The 18,491-nt window shown below is 59.1% G+C and carries 13 protein-coding genes; 7 read left to right on the top strand and 6 right to left on the bottom strand.

What is annotated here, in order from left to right:
* The first annotated feature begins 32 nt into the window (after nucleotides 1-32).
* From panB to ASD70_RS03915, 7 genes are all read left to right on the top strand, one after another.
* A complete protein-coding gene (gene panB, locus ASD70_RS03885) occupies nucleotides 33-833 on the top strand; it encodes a 3-methyl-2-oxobutanoate hydroxymethyltransferase (protein WP_046069543.1) in 801 nt (266 codons plus the stop codon).
* A complete protein-coding gene (panC, locus tag ASD70_RS03890; protein ID WP_056845702.1) occupies nucleotides 830-1,681 on the top strand; it encodes a pantoate--beta-alanine ligase in 852 nt (283 codons plus the stop codon). The genes panB and panC overlap by 4 nt, the downstream gene beginning before the upstream one ends.
* A gap of 226 nt (nucleotides 1,682-1,907) precedes the next feature.
* Nucleotides 1,908-3,572, top strand: a complete 1,665-nt coding sequence (pgi, locus tag ASD70_RS03895; protein ID WP_046069545.1) for a glucose-6-phosphate isomerase — start codon at nucleotides 1,908-1,910, stop codon at nucleotides 3,570-3,572.
* A 103-nt stretch (nucleotides 3,573-3,675) separates the two neighbouring features.
* On the top strand, nucleotides 3,676-5,613 hold the full coding sequence (acs, locus tag ASD70_RS03900) for an acetate--CoA ligase (RefSeq protein ID WP_056845703.1): 1,938 nt from the start codon (nucleotides 3,676-3,678) through the stop codon (nucleotides 5,611-5,613).
* Between the two features lie 16 nt (nucleotides 5,614-5,629).
* Entirely contained in the window at nucleotides 5,630-6,499 is an 870-nt protein-coding gene (locus tag ASD70_RS03905) for an oxygenase MpaB family protein (RefSeq protein WP_046069547.1), read from the top strand.
* A 68-nt stretch (nucleotides 6,500-6,567) separates the two neighbouring features.
* Nucleotides 6,568-7,584 (top strand): class I SAM-dependent rRNA methyltransferase, encoded by a 1,017-nt coding sequence (locus ASD70_RS03910; RefSeq protein ID WP_056845704.1) that lies wholly within the window; start codon nucleotides 6,568-6,570, stop codon nucleotides 7,582-7,584.
* Nucleotides 7,585-7,671: 87 nt separating this feature from the next.
* The gene (locus ASD70_RS03915) at nucleotides 7,672-10,605 is read left to right on the top strand and encodes a DUF748 domain-containing protein (protein WP_056845705.1); all 2,934 of its coding nucleotides are present in this window, start codon (nucleotides 7,672-7,674) and stop codon (nucleotides 10,603-10,605) included.
* 288 nt (nucleotides 10,606-10,893) lie between these two features.
* Here ASD70_RS03915 and ASD70_RS03920 read toward each other — a convergent pair whose 3' ends face one another.
* The 6 genes from ASD70_RS03920 to infB form a co-directional block, all read right to left on the bottom strand.
* Nucleotides 10,894-11,514, bottom strand: a complete 621-nt coding sequence (locus ASD70_RS03920; protein WP_043051762.1) for a BON domain-containing protein — start codon at nucleotides 11,512-11,514, stop codon at nucleotides 10,894-10,896.
* A gap of 295 nt (nucleotides 11,515-11,809) precedes the next feature.
* Entirely contained in the window at nucleotides 11,810-13,915 is a 2,106-nt protein-coding gene (gene pnp / locus ASD70_RS03925) for a polyribonucleotide nucleotidyltransferase (RefSeq protein ID WP_005791474.1), read from the bottom strand.
* Between the two features lie 196 nt (nucleotides 13,916-14,111).
* Entirely contained in the window at nucleotides 14,112-14,381 is a 270-nt protein-coding gene (gene rpsO, locus ASD70_RS03930) for a 30S ribosomal protein S15 (RefSeq protein WP_003176135.1), read from the bottom strand.
* Nucleotides 14,382-14,495: 114 nt separating this feature from the next.
* On the bottom strand, nucleotides 14,496-15,413 hold the full coding sequence (truB, locus tag ASD70_RS03935) for a tRNA pseudouridine(55) synthase TruB (RefSeq protein WP_034117853.1): 918 nt from the start codon (nucleotides 15,411-15,413) through the stop codon (nucleotides 14,496-14,498).
* A gap of 3 nt (nucleotides 15,414-15,416) precedes the next feature.
* Nucleotides 15,417-15,812 carry a 30S ribosome-binding factor RbfA gene (gene rbfA / locus ASD70_RS03940; RefSeq protein WP_003176137.1) on the bottom strand — a complete coding sequence of 132 codons (396 nt, stop codon included), beginning with the start codon at nucleotides 15,810-15,812 and terminating at the stop codon, nucleotides 15,417-15,419.
* Nucleotides 15,813-15,971: 159 nt separating this feature from the next.
* Nucleotides 15,972-18,488, bottom strand: a complete 2,517-nt coding sequence (gene infB, locus ASD70_RS03945) for a translation initiation factor IF-2 (protein WP_046069550.1) — start codon at nucleotides 18,486-18,488, stop codon at nucleotides 15,972-15,974.
* Nucleotides 18,489-18,491: the final 3 nt, after the last annotated feature.

Consider the following 18,491-nt stretch of genomic DNA (forward strand, 5'->3'; position numbering starts at 1 on the left):
TGTTTCCAAGCGCCTGAACGAGGACCCTTTTCATGCCAGACATTACCCTGACCACCTTGCAGAGCCTCAAGCTCAAGGGTGAAAAAATCACCATGCTGACTTGCTATGACGCCACCTTCGCCAACGCCTGTTGCCAGGCCGGGGTTGAAGTATTGTTGGTAGGCGATTCCCTGGGCATGGTTCTTCAAGGGAATGACAGCACCCTGCCCGTGACCACCGATGAACTTGCCTACCACACCGCCAGCGTCAAGCGTGGCAACGACGGCGCCTTGATCATCGCCGACCTGCCGTTCATGGGGTACGCCACGCTGGAGCAAACCTTCCAGAACGCCGGCAAGCTCATGCAAGCCGGCGCTCACATGATCAAAGTCGAAGGTGCAGTGTGGTTGGCCGAGTCGATCCGGCTGCTGGCTGAACGTGGCGTACCGGTATGCGCGCACATGGGCCTGACACCACAGTCAGTGAACATCCTCGGGGGCTACAAGGTTCAGGGCCGCAATGAAGCCCAGGCGCGCCAGATGCGCGCCGATGCCATTGCCCTGGAACAAGCCGGTGCCGCGATGATTGTGCTGGAGTGCGTACCCAGCGAACTGGCCGCAGAAATCACCCAGGCCGTCAAAGTGCCGGTAATCGGCATCGGCGCCGGTTCCGCCACCGATGGCCAGGTACTGGTACTGCACGACATGCTCGGCCTGTCGATGACTGGCCACGTGCCGAAGTTCGTGAAGAACTTCATGGCCGGCCAGACCAGCATCCACGCTGCGCTGAGCGCTTACGTCAGCGAGGTCAAAGCCGTCACCTTCCCGGGCATCGAACACGGGTTCTCGGCATGAACACCGTTAAAACCCTACGTGAACTGCGCGCCGCGGTTACCCACGCCCGCAGTGCCGGCAAGCGCATCGGCTTTGTGCCTACCATGGGCAATCTGCACAGCGGCCACGCAACCCTGGTGACCAAAGCCGCACAGCAAGCGGATTTCGTGGTGGCGAGCATCTTCGTCAACCCACTGCAATTCGGTGCCGGCGAAGATCTGGACAAATACCCGCGCACGCTGGCCGCCGATCAGGAAAAGCTCCTGCAAGCCGGCTGCAACCTGCTGTTCGCGCCTACCGTCGAGGAAATGTACCCAGGTGGCATGACCGGCCAGACCCGCGTCAGCGTTCCACAGTTGTCCGAAGGCTTGTGTGGTGCCAGCCGCCCAGGGCATTTCGAAGGCGTGGCCACGGTGGTCAGCAAGCTGTTCAACATGGTCCAGCCGGACATCGCCGTATTTGGTCAGAAGGATTACCAGCAACTGGCGGTGATACGTGCAATGGTCCATGACCTGAACATGCCGATCCAGATCATCGGCGAGCCCACCGTACGCGCAGAGGACGGTCTCGCGCTGTCATCGCGCAATGGTTACCTCACCGCAGAGCAACGCGCCGTCGCGCCAGTGCTGTACCGCGCCCTCAACCAGATAGCCACGGCCATCAAAAGCGGAGAGCGTGATTTCGCCAAGCTGCGCGCCGAACAGATCCAGCACATTGAGAACGCCGGGTTGCGCATGGATTATCTGGAAGTACGCCAAGGTGTGCATCTGCGCCCGGCCACGGCGCAAGACCGTGATGTGGTGATCCTGGTCGCTGCTTATTTAGGCACGACACGCCTGATTGATAACCTGCACCTGAACCTCGCCTGACCCCTCTTTAAATCCACAACCTGTTGCCCCCACCGCCGTGCCGGTATAAAAAAGTACCGGCCACAGCGCAGACAAAGCCAAGACATATCGACACGCTAGGTTTAATGTAATCGCCCTGCGCTACGGTTAGCGCTGTCTGGAACCCAATCCTTGATATAAGACTGGATGTTCCGGGCTTTGAAGTGTCCTAAAGGCAGTCCCTGTAATAAAAAGGAAACCCGCAGCGATGGCGTACTACCGCACCCCTCATGACGTTACCGCGCTGCCCGCCTGGCAAGCGCTTACCCAACATCGCCAAGCCATGCAGGATTTCAGCATGCGCGACGCGTTCAATGCCGATCCCCAGCGTTTTTCCCAGTTCACCCTGAGCAGCTGCGGACTTTTCCTCGATTACTCGAAAAACCTGATCACCAGCGAAACCCGCGACCTGCTGGTGGGCCTGGCCAAGGAAGTGAACCTCAAAGGCGCGATCGATGCGTTGTACGCCGGTGAGCCGGTCAACTCCTCCGAAGGCCGCCCTGCCCTGCACACTGCCCTGCGCCGCCCGGTGGGCGACAAGCTGTCGGTCAACGGTGTGAACATCATGCCGGACGTGCACAAGGTGCTGAACCAGATCACCGACCTGGTCGGCCGCATCCACGACGGCCTGTGGCGTGGCTACACCGAAAAGCCGATCACCGACGTGGTGAACATCGGCATCGGTGGTTCGTTCCTCGGCCCGGAGCTGGTCTCCGAAGCCCTGCTGTCCTACGCCCATAAAGGCGTGCGCTGCCACTACCTGGCGAACATCGATGGCAGCGAGTTCCACGAGCTGACCATGAAGCTGCGCGCCGAGACCACGCTGTTCATCGTCTCGTCCAAATCCTTCAACACCCTCGAAACCCTGAAGAACGCCCAGGCTGCTCGTGCCTGGTACCTGGCCCAGGGCGGCTCGGAGGCCGAGCTGTATCGCCACTTCATCGCCGTTTCCAGCAACAACGCCGCGGCCGTGGCCTTCGGGATTCGCGAAGAAAACATCTTCCCGATGTGGGACTGGGTCGGCGGGCGTTACTCGCTGTGGTCCGCCATCGGCTTGCCAATTGCCCTGGCCATCGGCATGTCCAACTTCAAGGAACTGCTGTCCGGTGCCTACACCATGGACCAGCATTTCCAGAACGCTCCGTTCGAAGACAACATGCCGGTACTACTGGGCTTGCTCGGCGTGTGGTACGGCAACTTCTGGGGGGCGCAGAGCCATGCGATCCTGCCGTACGACCATTACCTGCGTAACATCACCAAGCATTTGCAACAGCTGGACATGGAATCCAATGGCAAGAGCGTGCGCCAGGATGGCACGCCGGTGTCCACCGATACCGGTCCGGTGATCTGGGGCGGCGTAGGCTGCAACGGGCAACACGCTTACCACCAGTTGCTGCACCAGGGGACCCAACTGATCCCGGCCGACTTCATCGTGCCGATTGTCAGCTTCAACCCGGTATCCGACCACCATCAGTGGCTGTACGCCAATTGCCTGTCCCAGAGCCAGGCCCTGATGCTCGGCAAAACCCGCAGCGAAGCCGAAGCCGAGCTGCGTGAGAAGGGCCTGCCGGAAGCCGAGGTGCAGAAGCTGGCACCGCACAAGGTGATCCCGGGCAACCGTCCGAGCAACACCATCGTGGTCGAACGCATCAGCCCTCGTCGCCTCGGCGCGCTGGTCGCGATGTATGAGCACAAGGTGTTCGTGCAGAGCGTTGTCTGGGGCATCAACGCCTTCGACCAATGGGGCGTGGAACTTGGCAAGGAGCTGGGCAAAGGCGTTTACAACCGTCTGACCGGCGCCGAAGAAACCTTGGCAGATGATGCCTCGACCCAGGGCCTGATCAACTACTTCCGCGGTCGCCACCGCGGTTGAAGCTGGCCTCAAGGCCAACGTGCGTTTGGACGTTGGCCTTGAACCCTCCTGCCACAGGGTGCATCTTTATTACTTGTCGCAAAAACAAGAATAAGGATCGCTCATGTTCGATATCAGCACGTTCCCCGCCGCCGATGCCGTCCGCCGGGCTGCGCAACTCAGTCAAGAGGACTACCAGCGCCTCTATCGCCAATCAATCGAACAGCCGGACACCTTCTGGGCCGAACAGGCCAAGGGCTTTCTCGACTGGATAACGCCATGGCACAGTGTCCAGCAGTCAGACATCAAGACCGGAGCCGCCCAATGGTTTGCCGGTGGCCAACTGAATGTCAGCTACAACTGCATCGACCGTCACCTGGCAAAGCGCGCCGATCAGCCGGCCTTTATCTGGGAAGGCGACGATCCGACAAAGTCCTGCAAAATCACCTACCGCCAGCTTCATCAAAACGTCAGTCGCCTGGCCAACGTACTAAAAAGCCGTGGCGTTAAAAAAGGCGACCGCGTGTGCATCTACATGCCCATGATTCCGGAAGCGGCCTACGCCATGCTGGCCTGTACGCGAATTGGCGCGGTGCACTCGGTAGTGTTTGGCGGCTTTTCACCTGACGCCCTGCGTGACCGTATTCTCGACGCCGATTGCCGTACGGTGATTACCGCCGACGAAGGCGTGCGCGGGGGCAAGCCCGTGGCCTTGAAGCAGAACGTCGATAAAGCCCTGGCCAGTTGCCCGGATGTCAGTACTGTAGTGGTGGTGGAGCGCACCGGGGCCAGCGTGAACTGGAACGAGGGCCGCGACCTCAAGTATCAGGCGGCCCTGGACGCCGCCAGCGACAACTGCCCGCCCGAGCCGATGGATGCCGAAGATCCACTGTTCATCCTCTATACCTCCGGCAGCACCGGCAAACCCAAGGGTGTGCTGCACACCACCGGCGGCTACCTGCTGCAAGCGGCGATGACCTTCAAGTACGTGCTCGATTACCGAGAAGGCGAAGTGTTCTGGTGCACCGCCGATGTCGGCTGGGTCACCGGCCACAGCTACATTGTCTATGGCCCGCTGGCCAATGGCGCGACCTCGCTGATGTTCGAAGGCGTGCCAAGTTACCCGGACAGCTCGCGGTTCTGGCAGGTGATCGACAAGCACCATGTGAATATTTTCTATACCGCACCCACCGCGTTGCGCGCCCTGATGCGTGAAGGCCACAGTCCGTTGGAGAGTAGCTCCCGCGCCAGCCTGCGCCTGCTCGGCAGCGTCGGTGAGCCGATCAACCCGGAGGCCTGGGACTGGTATTTCAACGCGGTCGGCGAACAGCGCTGCCCGATTGTGGATACGTGGTGGCAGACCGAAACCGGCGGCATCATGCTCAGCCCGCTGGTCAGCGCCCAGCGCATCAAGCCGGGCTGCGCCACCCAGCCAATGTTCGGCGTACAGCCGGTGCTGCTGGATGAGCAGGGCAAGGAAATCAGCGGCGCCGGCAGTGGCGTGCTGGCGATCAAGGCCAGCTGGCCGGGGCAGATTCGCAGCGTCTATGGCGACCCGCAACGCATGATCGACACCTACTTCAAACCCTATCCCGGCTACTACTTCACCGGCGACGGCGCGCGGCGCGATGAGGACGGTGACTACTGGATCACCGGGCGGATCGACGATGTGATCAACGTATCGGGCCATCGCATCGGCACTGCCGAGGTGGAGAGCGCCTTGGTGCTGCATGACCAAATCGCCGAAGCCGCTGTGGTCGGCTACCCCCACGACGTCAAAGGCCAGGGCATCTATGCCTTTGTGACCCCAATGAACGGTGTCGAGCCCAGCGATGCGTTGAGAAAACACCTGCTGGACCTGGTCAGCAAGGAAATCGGCAGCTTTGCCAAGCCAGAACTGATCCAATGGGCGCCTGCCCTGCCGAAAACCCGCTCCGGCAAGATCATGCGGCGCATCTTGCGCAAGATCGCCTGCAACGAACTGGACAGCTTGGGAGATACCTCGACCCTGGCCGACCCGAGCGTCGTAGACGGTTTGATCGACAAGCGCCTGAACCGATAGGAACCCCCGAGTCGCCATGGAATTTATCCGCAGCCGTATCGAAACCCAGTTGATGAGCCTGACGGGTTTGTCACTGGGCCAACTGGACCTGGAGAACCCCAAGGGCGATCCCGGACTGTTCGGGCCCGACTCGGTCAGTTGGCAAGTGCATGGCGACTTCAGCAGCATGCTGATCGGCGGCATCAGTGCCTTGATGCTGCAAGCCTTGCACCCACTGGCCCTGGCCGGCGTATGGGACCATTCGAACTTCCGCCAGGACATGCTAGGGCGCTTGCGACGAACCTCGCAGTTCATTTCCGGCACCACCTTCGGCTCACGCAAGGATGCAGAGTGGCTGATCGAAAAAGTGCGCACCATTCACCTGCAGGTGGTCGGCCACGCGCCGGATGGCCGACCTTATGCGGCCAGCGATCCCGAGCTGCTGACCTGGGTGCATGTGGCCGAGGTGAGCAACTTTCTGGCCGCTCACCTGCGTTATCGCAACCCCCGGCTTTCGGGTCGCGACCAGGATCGCTACTACAGCGAAATTGCCCTGGTCGCCGAACGCCTGGGCGCGCGGCATGTGCCGCGTTCACGCCAGGAAATTTCGGATTATCTGGTGCGTATCCGCCCACAACTGTTGTGCGACGAGCGCAGCCGTGAGGTGCTGCGCCTACTGCTCGAGGCCCCTGCCCCGAGCACTTTGGCCAAACCCTTCGGCAGCCTGATGATGCAGGCCGGGATCGACCTGCTGCCCGACTGGGCAAGCGCGATGCTCGACCAACAGCAGAGCCCGCTGCAACGCCAGATGATCCGCGCCGGGGTCAAGCGCAGTGCGCCACTGCTGCGCTGGGCGATGCGCAACGGTTCGGTGCAGCGCGCCCATCGGCGGATGGGGCTGATGTAGGTAGCGGCCCATAGCTGTTAAACTCCGCGCCCACAATGCCCTCATTTACCGCAAGCAAGGCGCGCTCCATGACTCCCTTGAATCAGGCGCTGCGCGCCGCCCTCGATTATCGCCAAGACCTGATCAACCAACTGCACGCCCAGGGTACGGACTGCTATCGGTTGTTCCACGGCAGTCAGGAAGGTGTCGGTGGCCTGACCATCGACCGCTACGGTCCGCAATTGCTGGTGCAGAGCTTCCACCAGTCCCTGGAAAGCGCAGACCTGCTGGACCTGCACCAGATGATCAACCAGCACATGGGCCTGGAATTGCTGCTGGTATACAACGACCGCGCCCGCGGTAACTCACGGATCGACCGCGAAGACATGGTGTACCGCGCAGAGCCTGCGGCATTGGAAGACCTGGTCGGCCACGAATGGGGCCTCAACTATCGTGTGCGCGGGCGCCATGCCGGACAAGACCCCCTGCTGTTCCTCGACCTGCGTAATACCCGTGGCTGGGTCAAGGGCCACAGTGCCGGTAAAAGCGTGCTGAATCTGTTCGCCTACACCTGCGGTGTGGGCTTGAGCGCGGCGGCCGGCGGCGCACGCGAGGTGTGCAACCTGGATTTTGCCGAGGGGAACCTGGCGGTTGGGCGTGAAAACGGTGAGCTCAACCCGCAATTGCCAACCATGGAATTTGTGCAGTCCGATTACTTCCCGGCGATTCGCCAACTGGCGGGCCTGCCGATCACCCAGCGTCGCGGCCAGAAATTGCCGAGTTATCCACGCCTGGAACAGCGCCAATATGACCTGGTACTCCTCGACCCTCCCGCCTGGGCCAAGAGCGCCTTCGGCACCGTCGACTTGCTGCGCGACTATCAGAGCCTGCTCAAGCCCGCGCTGCTGGTCACCGCCGACAATGGCGTGCTGATTTGCTGCAACAACCTGGCGAAGGTCAGCATGGATGACTGGCGTGAGCAGGTGCTGCGTTGCGCAGAAAAAGCCGGCCGCCCTGTGCGTGACTGGCAAATCATGACACCCGGAGCCGACTTTCCATCCAGAGACCAGCAACCGCCATTGAAGACCTTGATCCTGCATTTGTAGGAAGTTTCCCAGTGTCCACGGTTCTTCGGAACCGAATTCCCGTGCCATACTCCAAGGCACTCTCGTTTGACATAGATGGCGTCACCCATGCCCAAAGGATTGATTCGCGCCGCAGGCGCCTTGTTGACCGCCCTTGCTTTGTACAGCTTGCTGGGCTTTCTGATCTTACCGGGCATCGCCCTTCGCATTGCCAACCAACAGTTGGCCAACTACGCCACGGTGCCTGCGCGAATCGAGCGCATCGAGCTCAACCCGTTCAGCCTCGAACTGACACTGTGGGGCCTGAAGATCGGTGAGCCGGGCAAAGAACAAGTGGGTTTCGAGCGCTTCTACGCCAACCTGCAAGTGGACAGTCTCTGGACCCGCGCCCTGCACCTGGCCGATGTGCAACTGGACCAGCCCAAGACCGAACTGCTGTTCGACAAATCCGGCCAACTTAACCTGGCGCAGTTGTTCAAGCTGCCACCGAGCGAGCCGACCCCGGCCGATCCTGATGCCAAGCCGTTCCCACTGCGTATCGACAGCATCAAGCTGGCGGGCGGCAATCTGCACTTCCAGGACCTGCGCCCCAGCGAACCCATCGAATTTCTCTACGACAAACTCGACTTCGAGCTGAAAAACCTCAGCACCTTGCCCGAAGACAACGCCGACATGACCTTGGTCGCCGCGGGCCCTGACGGTGGGCAGATTGACTGGAAAGGTAATTTCAGCCTGGTGCCGATCACATCCGAAGGCACATTGAAAGTCACCGACGGCAAGATGAAAGCCTGGTGGCCCTATGTACGTGACGCCTTGCCTTTGGTGCTGGAAGACGGTGTGCTTAACTTCAGCACTGACTATAAATTCAGCCTGGCCAAAGAAACCGAACTGAACCTGACCAACACCGCCGCCAGCATCGCGCCCTTTGCAATCAAGGCGCCGGATGGCCGGCCATTGGCCCGCCTGGAGCGCCTGGACGTCAGCGAAACCACGGTAGACCTGGCCAAGCAGCAGGTGGTTATCGGCAAGATTCGCAGCAACAAGCTGGAAACCTGGGCGGCCCGTGAAGCCGATGGGCAGTTGGATTGGCAGAAACTGTTCGCCAGCCAGCCGAGCAAACCAGCCACGGCACCGGAACCGGCCACTGCGCCGACCACTGCCGACGCCCCTCAAGCGCAACCTGCAGCCCCGAACAAACCCTGGCAAGTGTTGCTCAAGGACGTGCAACTGCGTAACTATCAGGTGCACCTGGCCGACCGCCAGGCCAAACCTGCGGTCGCGCTGGAGCTGGGCCCATTGAATGTCGATGTGCAGAACTTCGACAGCCTCAACCAGAGCCCCTTTACCTTGAAGGTCGACACCGGCCTGGGCAAGCAAGGCAAGATCCAGGCGACTGGTGAGGTTAACCTCAACCCCGTCAGTGCCAAGCTGAAAGTGAACACCCAGGACATCGATCTGCGGGTTGCCCAGTCCTATATCAGCCCGTTTATTCGCCTGGAACTGCGCAGCGGCATGCTGGGCAGCAACCTGGATGTGAACCTTAAAAGCACCGAGCCGCTGGCCCTCCAAGTCACTGGCCGCGCCCAGGTTGATCAGTTGCATACCCTGGACACCCTCAAGACCCGCGACTTCCTCAAATGGCAGCGCCTGGTGCTGGAAGGCGTGAACTACCAGCACGGTCAAAGTCTGTCGATCGACAAGGTCAACCTGCTGCAACCGTATGCGCGCTTCATGATCAACGACGATCGCACCACCAATATCGATGACTTGCTGGTTCCACAGCCGGCAGACAGTGGCAATAAGGCGGCCGCCAAACCCGCAGCCAGCAACGAGAAGCCACTGGGCATTCATATCGGGCAGATCGCGATCAACGATGGTTCGGCCAACTTTGCCGACTTCAGCCTCACACCCAACTTCGCCACGGCGATTCAACAGCTCAACGGCCAGATTGGCACCATCGACAGCCGCCAGGCCAAGCCGGCCAGCGTCGACATCAAGGGCAAGGTGGACCGCTACGCGCCGGTGACCATTAAAGGCAGCGTGAACCCGTTTGATCCGATGGCATCCCTGGATATCGCTACCAGCTTCAAACGTGTCGAGTTGACCAACTTGACGCCTTACTCAGGCAAGTTCGCAGGTTTCCGTATCCGCAAGGGCCGTTTGAATCTCGACTTGCACTACGTGATCATCAAGGGCCAGTTGAAGGCTGAAAACAAAGTGGTGGTCGAGCAACTGCAACTGGGTGAAAAAGTTGACAGCTCCGACGCGGTGGACTTGCCGATTCGCCTGGCGGTTGCCCTGCTCAAGGACTCCGATGGCAAGATCTCCATCGAATTGCCGGTGAGCGGGGACCTGAATAACCCTCAATTCAGCGTGATGCCGATTGTGTGGCAGACCCTACGTAACCTCGTAGTACGGGCAGCAACAGCGCCGTTCAAGTTTATCGGTGGGCTGGTGACCGGTGGCGGCTCGGAAGACCTGGGTAATGTGTCGTTCGCCGCAGGCTCCAGTGAGCTGAACAAAGATGCCGAAGGCGCTTTGAACACCCTGGCCAAGGCGTTGAAAGAGCGCCCTACCCTGCGCCTGGAAATCGAAGGTACGGCTGCCGCAAGCAGCGACGGGCCGTTCCTGGCCGCAGAACGGCTGGAACGTGAATACCAATACAACTACTACAAGATCCTCCAGCGCCGTGGCGACAAAGTCCCGGCCCAGGCCTCATTGCTGGTGGTGCCAGAGAAGGAAAAGGCCCCATTGCTGGAAGGCATTTATCGCACCCGCTTGAAACAGCAGCCACCGGCCGAATGGAAAGACCTGGGCAGCGATGAGCGTTCGGCGAAGCTCAAGGACGGCGTGATCAAGTTCTGGAGCGCCAGCGATGTGTTGTTACGCAAACTGGGCCAGGACCGCGCCAGTACGATCAAGGATTATCTGGTGGACAAGGGACAGCTGGAAGACGACCGGGTGTACTTCATTGATGCGCAGCTGGGGCAAGCCGAGAAAGATGGTCGTGTCATTACCCCAATGCATCTGGATGCCGAGTAACCTCAAGCTCGCGCAATTCTAAATGTGGGAGGGGCACGCCCTAATGCTTTTTGTAGGAGCGAGCTTGCTCGCTCCTACAGAGGGCGATATTAAGGTAAGCCCCCTGCCATATTCTTATGCCTCGCTTGGCCAGCAATTACGCCCCAGAATAGAACAGGCCCCGACACAAGTGCCGGGGCCTGTAATGACCACATCCGTGTGGTCGGTCGCATGAACTCCAGAGGTGCCTCGGGTGGATATCTAACTCACCCTAAGCCGCCGCCATCCAGTTCAGACGAAAAGGGCGCGTTACTCTGCTTTCAGGCCATCGGCCGATACAGCTTTAACGCCTTTGATTTTCTTGGCAATTGCGACTGCGGTTTCTTTCTGCGATGCAGTTACAGCAGTCGCGGACGACAGGGAAACCACACCTTTGTTGGTCTCTACCTTGATATCGGTACCAGGAATACCTTTCTCAGTAACCAGGTCAGCCTTCACTTTAGTAGTGATCCAAGTGTCGCTGGTCGCGCCTTTGGCATCAGCAGCCGCACCTTTGGTTTTATCAATACCGTCAGCTTTGGTAGCGCCGCCAGCCAGCAGGCCGTCAGCAGAAACAGCAGTTACACCTTTGATTTTCTTGGTAATGGCTACAGCGGTCGCTTTCTGCGAGTCGGAGATAGCTACATCGGAAGAAAGGGAAACCACGCCTTTGTTGGTTTCTACCTTGATGTCCGAACCAGGAATGCCTTTTTCAGTCAGCAGGTCAGCTTTTACTTTAGTGGTGATCCAGGTATCCGAGGTGGACTCTTTGGCCTTGGTCATTTCACCAGCCGCCAGAGTCATAGGGGCTTGGGAAGTCTGAGCAAAGGCCACGCTAGCACCCATGGCCAGTGTCAGAGCGGTAGCAGTAGCGAGAGCGAACTTCTTCATACGAGTAACTCCTGTTTTATTAAAAGTCTGCGGCGTGTGGACCTTGATGCTGCAGCGTTAACAGGAATATTGCAGACGGCGTGCCAAGTCCAAAAACCAGAATAAACCCTTATAAATCAGTCAGTTAAAAAAACATCCGATTTTCGAAATCGTGCAACTTGCATGAAACCACCTGTACCTGCATGCAAGTTGCGGTTTTTGGCAGTGGGCTAAATGGCTGATTTTGCTTAATTTTCCATCACCCATAAAAAAAGGACTCCGAAGAGTCCCTTTTTTCAGCCTGAGCTACGAGCGATTAAACGCCCGAAGCCTTGGCTGCTGCTACGTCTTTGATGGACAGCTTGATACGGCCGCGGTTATCCACGTCCAGTACCAACACTTCAACTTCCTGGCCTTCTTTCAGAATGTCGGTCACTTTCTCAACGCGAGCGTCGCTCAGCATGGAGATGTGAACCAGACCGTCTTTGCCTGGAAGGATGTTGACGAATGCGCCGAAGTCGACGATGCGCTCAACCTTGCCGACGTAGATCTTGCCGATCTCAGCCTCAGCGGTGATACCCAGGACGCGCTGGCGTGCAGCTTCAGCCGCTTCCTTGGTTTCGCCGAAGATCTTGATCGAACCGTCGTCTTCGATGTCGATCGAGGCCTTGGTCTCTTCACAGATCGCACGGATGGTCGCGCCGCCTTTACCGATAACATCACGGATTTTGTCGGTGTCGATTTTCATCGCGATCATGGTCGGAGCATTTTCCGACAGTTCGGTACGGGACTGACCAATGATCTGGTTCATCTGGCCGAGGATGTTCAGGCGCGCTTCCAGGGCTTGGCCCAGGGCGATTTCCATGATCTCTTCGGTGATGCCCTTGATCTTGATGTCCATCTGCAGCGCGGTAACACCTTTAGCGGTACCGGCTACTTTGAAGTCCATGTCGCCCAAGTGGTCTTCGTCACCCAGGATGTCGGTCAGGATGGCGAACTTCTCGCCCTCTTTGACCAGGCCCATGGCGATACCGGCAACCGGTGCCTTCATCGGCACACCCGCGTCCATCAGCGCCAGGGAAGCACCACAAACGGAGGCCATCGAGCTGGAACCGTTGGATTCAGTGATTTCCGACACAACACGGATGGTGTACGGGAACACGTCAGCAGCCGGCAACATCGCTGCAATCGAACGACGGGCCAGGCGGCCGTGACCGATTTCACGACGACCAGCCCCCCCCATACGACCACACTCGCCCACCGAGAACGGAGGGAAGTTGTAGTGCAGCATGAACGGGTCTTTTTTCTCGCCTTCCAGGGTGTCCAGCAGCTGTGCGTCACGGGCAGTACCCAGGGTCGCAACCACCAGGGCCTGGGTTTCGCCACGGGTGAACAGCGCCGAACCGTGAGTTTTCGGCAGCACGCCAACTTCGATGTTCAGCGGGCGCACGGTGCGAGTGTCACGACCGTCGATACGTGGCTTACCGTTAACGATGTTTTCGCGAACGGTGCGGTATTCGATTTCACCGAATGCAGCCTTGACGTCGCTGGCAGAAGGCTGGCCTTCTTCGCCGGACAGCTTGGCAACGACCTGATCCTTCAACTCGCCCAGGCGAGCGTAACGGTCGGCCTTGACGGTGATGGTGTAGGCATCGGAGATAGCCGCGCCGAACTCGGAGCGGATAGCCCCCAGCAGGTCGGTGGCTTCCGGGGCAGCAGCCCAGGTCCAGGTTGGCTTGGCAGCTTCGGCAGCCAATTCCTTGACCGCGTTGATCACAACCTGGAACTCGTCGTGAGCAAACAGTACGGCGCCCAGCATCTGGTCTTCGGTCAGCTCTTTGGCTTCCGACTCAACCATCAGTACGGCTTCGGAAGTACCGGCAACGACCATGTCCAGGCTCGAAGCTTTCTGCTGCTCGTAGGATGGGTTCAGCAGGTAGCCCGTGCTTTCGTGGAAAGCAACGCGAGCGGCGCCGATAGGGCCATCAAACGGAATACCGGAGATAGCCAGCGCAGCCGAAGTACCGATCATCGCTGCGATGTCCGGATCGGTCTTCTTGCTGGTGGAAACCACGGTGCAGACGACCTGCACTTCGTTCATGAAGCCTTCTGGGAACAGCGGACGGATCGGGCGATCGATCAGTCGGGAAGTCAGGGTTTCTTTCTCGGAAGGACGGCCTTCGCGCTTGAAGAAACCGCCAGGGATCTTACCGGCAGCGTAAGTCTTTTCCTGGTAGTGAACGGACAGAGGGAAGAAGCCTTTGCTCGGGTCAGCGGTCTTGGCGCCAACAACGGTCACCAGTACGGTAACGTCGTCGTCAACGGTAACCAGCACTGCGCCGGAGGCTTGACGGGCGATACGGCCTGTCTCGAGGGTAACGGTCGACTGACCGAACTGGAATTTTTTGATAACCGGGTTCACGGTGTCCTACCTTCTTTGTGGCTCTTGGGGGAACTTGTCTTCTTGCGAAATTCTTGGGCAATGTCGGGAATCGGCCCAACCCTTGTCCAGGGGTAAAACGTGTATCCAGATAAAACTTGAGGCTGGGAGCCTACCATGGGCCAGCGGGAATCCCACTGACACACGGCAGACAACCAACCTCTAGCGCAATCGCTGATTAGCGACGCAGACCCAGGCGACCGATCAGAGCCTGATAACGACCCAGATCCTTGCCTTTCAGGTAGTCCAGCAGCTTACGGCGCTGGTTTACCATGCGGATCAGACCACGACGGGAGTGGTGATCTTTACCGTTGGCCTTGAAGTGACCTTGCAGCTTGTTGATGTTGTGGGTCAGCAGTGCAACCTGCACTTCTGGCGAACCAGTGTCACCAACAGCCTGCTGATAGTCAGCTACGATTTGTGCTTTTTCTTGAACGTCGAGAGCCATGAGGCAATCCTTTTTTCAGGAAACTACCCAAGGGTAGTTTCAACAGGCCAGGGACAAATCCCTGTATCTAAAAATGAGAAGTGACCATGCCTGTTAACAGCCACCCTCGTTCGGTCATTCTGACCGAATCAGTCGACGCGGCGCGATACGCCCGTCTTCGCTCACTTCACCGATACCGATGAAGCGACCGTTATGATCCTGTACCCGCACCATGCCGAACTTCGGGGCATCCGGGGCGCGTACCGGCTGGCCGTTGAGCCAGTAGAACGCGCTGTGCTCCGAGAAGTGCAGCAATGGCCAATCGAGCAAACCGCTGTCCGATGGCATCAGGAAGCGATCAACCGCTTCGTTGCCGCCTTCGGCATGCACAGCTTCCAACTCTTCCAGCGTCACCGTCTGGGCCAGGCTGAAAGGGCCGGCTTGGGTACGTCGCAGTTCTGCAACGTACGCGCCGCAACCGAGCTTTTCACCGATATCTTCCACCAGGGTACGGATATAGGTGCCTTTGCTGCAGTCAACGGCCAAACGGGCAGTGTCGCCTTCACAGGCGAGCAATTCCAAGCGCGCAATAGTAACAGAACGCGGTTCACGCTCCACTACTTCGCCCGCACGTGCCAGCTTGTAAAGTGGCTGTCCATCCCGCTTGAGGGCCGAGTACATCGGTGGTATCTGACTGATTTCCCCACGAAAAGCCGGTAAAGCAGCTTCGATATCAGCACGACCAACGGTCACGTCGCGAACCTGCAGAACATCACCTTCGGCGTCGGCCGTAGTGGTGGTCTTGCCCAGTTGCATCAGGGTTTCATAGCCCTTGTCGGAATCGAGCAGGTATTGCGAGAACTTGGTGGCCTCGCCAAAGCACAACGGCAGCACGCCGGTGGCCAGCGGATCAAGGCTACCGGTGTGCCCTGCCTTCTCGGCATTGAGCAACCAACGGACCTTCTGCAGCGCGGCATTGGAGGTAAAGCCAATGGGCTTGTCGAGCAGAATGATGCCGCTGACGTTGCGACGGATACGTTTGACCTGAGCCACCGCTTACTCCTTGGCGTCTTCAGGTGTGGACGGGTGCTGGCTGTCTTCAGCAACGGCGCGCTCGATCAATGCCGACAGGTGCGCCCCACGCACGACGCTTTCGTCGTAGTGGAAGTGCAACTGGGGGACGCTACGCAGCTTCATTTCACGGGCCAACTGCATGCGCAGGAAACCTGCGGCCGAGTTGAGCACCTTGATGCTTTGTGCGATTTCTTCGCTGTTGTCCTGCCCCATCACGGTGATGAAGATCTTGGCGTGACCTACGTCACGGCTCACTTCAACGGCGGTGATGGTGACCAGGCCAACGCGAGGGTCTTTGACTTCGCGACGGATCAGTTGGGCCAGCTCACGCTGCATCTGATCGCCGATACGCTGGGTACGGCTGTATTCTTTTGCCATGTCTTGTTACCTGTTACTGCCACACGGTGAAACCCGTGGGGTCTGAAAGCGGCAAACGCCCGGCCTGACAAAAGCCAGACCGGGCGTTGCGTTTAGAGTCCTGACGCTGCGCGGGGCATTTGCATGCCCACACGCTGCGTGGCTCCTGAAGTGCGCGAGTTAGAGGCTGCGAGCAACCTGAACCTTCTCGAAGACTTCGATCTTGTCGCCAACCTTGACGTCGTTGTAGCTCTTGACGCCGATACCGCATTCCATGCCGGCACGCACTTCGGCAGCGTCATCCTTGAAGCGGCGCAGGGATTCCAGCTCGCCTTCGAAGATAACGATGTCTTCACGCAGTACACGGATCGGACGGTTACGGTACACAGTGCCTTCGACAACCATGCAGCCGGCGATCGCGCCGAACTTCGGCGAGCGGAACACGTCACGCACCTCGGCGATACCCAGGATATTCTCCCGAACGTCGCTGCCAAGCATGCCGGTAAGGGCTTTCTTGACGTCTTCGATGATGTCGTAGATGACGTTGTAGTAACGCATGTCCAGGCCTTCCTGCTCGACGATCTTGCGAGCGCCAGCATCGGCACGCACGTTGAAGCCGAACAGTACAGCGTTGGAAGCCAGTGCCAGGTTGGCGTCGGATTCGGTGATACCACCGACACCGCCACCGACAACGCGCACTTGCACTTCGTCGTTACCCAGGCCGTTCAAGGCACCGTTCAACGCTTCGAGGGAGCCACGTACGTCAGACTTGAGGACGATGTTAAGCGTCTTCTTCTCTTCCTGGCCCATGTTCTCGAAGATGTTTTCCAGCTTGCCGGCGTGAGCACGGGCCAGCTTGACTTCGCGGAACTTGCCTTGACGGAACAGAGCCACTTCACGGGCTTTCTTCTCGTCGGCAACTACACTCATCTCGTCGCCAGCGTCCGGGGTACCGTCCAGGCCGAGGATCTCGACCGGGATAGCTGGACCTGCTTCCTTGATTGGCTTGCCGTTCTCGTCGAGCATGGCACGCACACGGCCGTAGTTCGAACCGACCAGCACCATATCGCCTTGGCGCAGGGTACCGTCTTGAACCAGCACGGTTGCAACCGGGCCACGGCCCTTGTCGAGACGGGATTCAACCACGACACCACGGCCAGGAGCCGATGGAGTAGCAGTCAACTCCAGGACTTCGGCTTGCAACAGAACCGCTTCGAGCAGTTCGTCAACGCCGGTACCCATCTTCGCCGAGACTGATACGAATGGAGTCTCGCCACCCCACTCCTCGGAAGTCACGCCGTGAACCGACAGTTCGCTACGGATGCGATCGAGATCAGCGCCCGGCTTGTCGATTTTGTTCACAGCAACGACCAGAGGAACACCGGCAGCCTTCGCGTGCTGGACCGCTTCAATGGTCTGCGGCATTACGCCGTCGTCCGCTGCAACGACCAGGATCACGATGTCGGTCGCCTTGGCACCACGGGCACGCATTGCGGTAAACGCGGCGTGACCCGGGGTGTCGAGGAAGGTGACCATACCGCGTTCGGTTTCAACGTGGTACGCACCGATGTGCTGGGTGATACCACCGGCTTCGCCAGCGGCTACCTTGGCACGACGGATGTAGTCGAGCAGGGAAGTCTTACCGTGGTCAACGTGGCCCATTACGGTCACGACTGGTGCACGGGAGACTGCCTCACCTTCAAACTTCAGGGACTCGGCCAGGGAGTCTTCCAGGGCGGTGTCGCTGACCAGGGTCACTTTGTGGCCCAATTCCTCAGCCACAAGCTGGGCAGTTTCCTGGTCCAGTACCTGGTTGATGGTGGCCGGAGTGCCCAGCTTGAACATGAACTTGATGATTTCAGCAGCCTTGACCGACATCTGCTGGGCCAGATCGCCCACAGTGATGGTCTCGCCGATCTTCACTTCACGCACGACAGGGCCGGTTGGGCTCTGGAAACCGTGGGCGTTGCGTTTTTTCAGCTTGGCCTTGCCGCGCCCACCACGACGGAAGCCATCGCTTTCTTCGTCGGTAGTACGTGGGGCAACGCGTGGAGCAGGCGCCTTCTCTTTGACCGAAGCACGATGCGGAGCGTTTTTGCGCTCGCCATCGCCACCACCACCGCGACGACTGTTATCGTCGGCACGGGGTTTGTCTGGACGACGAGGTTCGTCGCGCTTGCGGGCATCTGCTGCAGGAGCAGGTGCAGCGGCAACCGGGGCGGCCTCACGCACAGCTTCAACAGGGGCGGCGACCGCTTCAGTGGCAGCTGGTTGCGCAGCAGCAGGCTGGCGACGCGCTTCTTCTTCGGCGCGACGCTTGGCTTCTTCTTCAGCCTTCTGACGAGCAGCATTTTCTACTGCGCGACGTTCTTCCAGTTCGCGTTTGCGCTCGGCTTCGATTTCTTCCGGGCTGCGCTGTACGAAGACTTTCTTCTTGCGCACTTCAACGCTGATGCTCTTGCTACCCGCAACACGCAGGGTGCTGGTGGTTTTGCGCTGCAATGTAATCTTGCGCGGTTCTTCCACTTTCGCCTTGTGGCTGCTCTTCAAGTGAGTCAGCAAAGACTGCTTCTCACTATCGCTCACACCTTCATCGGCGGCGGTGTGCGGCAGACCTGCCTCACGCATCTGCTGCAACAGGCGCTCTACCGGTGTTTTGACCTCATCGGCCAGTTGTTTCACCGTGACTTGCGTCATGCA

The organism is Pseudomonas sp. Root569 (genome assembly GCF_001427465.1).
Taxonomy (GTDB): Bacteria; Pseudomonadota; Gammaproteobacteria; order Pseudomonadales; family Pseudomonadaceae; genus Aquipseudomonas; species Aquipseudomonas synxantha.

Coding starts and splice junctions, on each gene's coding strand:
- panB (WP_046069543.1), top strand. CDS start 33: ATGCCAGACATTACCCTGACCACCTTGCAGAGCCTCAAGCTCAAGGGT.
- panC (WP_056845702.1), top strand. CDS start 830: ATGAACACCGTTAAAACCCTACGTGAACTGCGCGCCGCGGTTACCCAC.
- pgi (WP_046069545.1), top strand. CDS start 1,908: ATGGCGTACTACCGCACCCCTCATGACGTTACCGCGCTGCCCGCCTGG.
- acs (WP_056845703.1), top strand. CDS start 3,676: ATGTTCGATATCAGCACGTTCCCCGCCGCCGATGCCGTCCGCCGGGCT.
- ASD70_RS03905 (WP_046069547.1), top strand. CDS start 5,630: ATGGAATTTATCCGCAGCCGTATCGAAACCCAGTTGATGAGCCTGACG.
- ASD70_RS03910 (WP_056845704.1), top strand. CDS start 6,568: ATGACTCCCTTGAATCAGGCGCTGCGCGCCGCCCTCGATTATCGCCAA.
- ASD70_RS03915 (WP_056845705.1), top strand. CDS start 7,672: ATGCCCAAAGGATTGATTCGCGCCGCAGGCGCCTTGTTGACCGCCCTT.
- ASD70_RS03920 (WP_043051762.1), bottom strand. CDS start 11,514: ATGAAGAAGTTCGCTCTCGCTACTGCTACCGCTCTGACACTGGCCATG.
- rpsO (WP_003176135.1), bottom strand. CDS start 14,381: ATGGCTCTCGACGTTCAAGAAAAAGCACAAATCGTAGCTGACTATCAG.
- rbfA (WP_003176137.1), bottom strand. CDS start 15,812: ATGGCAAAAGAATACAGCCGTACCCAGCGTATCGGCGATCAGATGCAG.
- infB (WP_046069550.1), bottom strand. CDS start 18,488: ATGACGCAAGTCACGGTGAAACAACTGGCCGATGAGGTCAAAACACCG.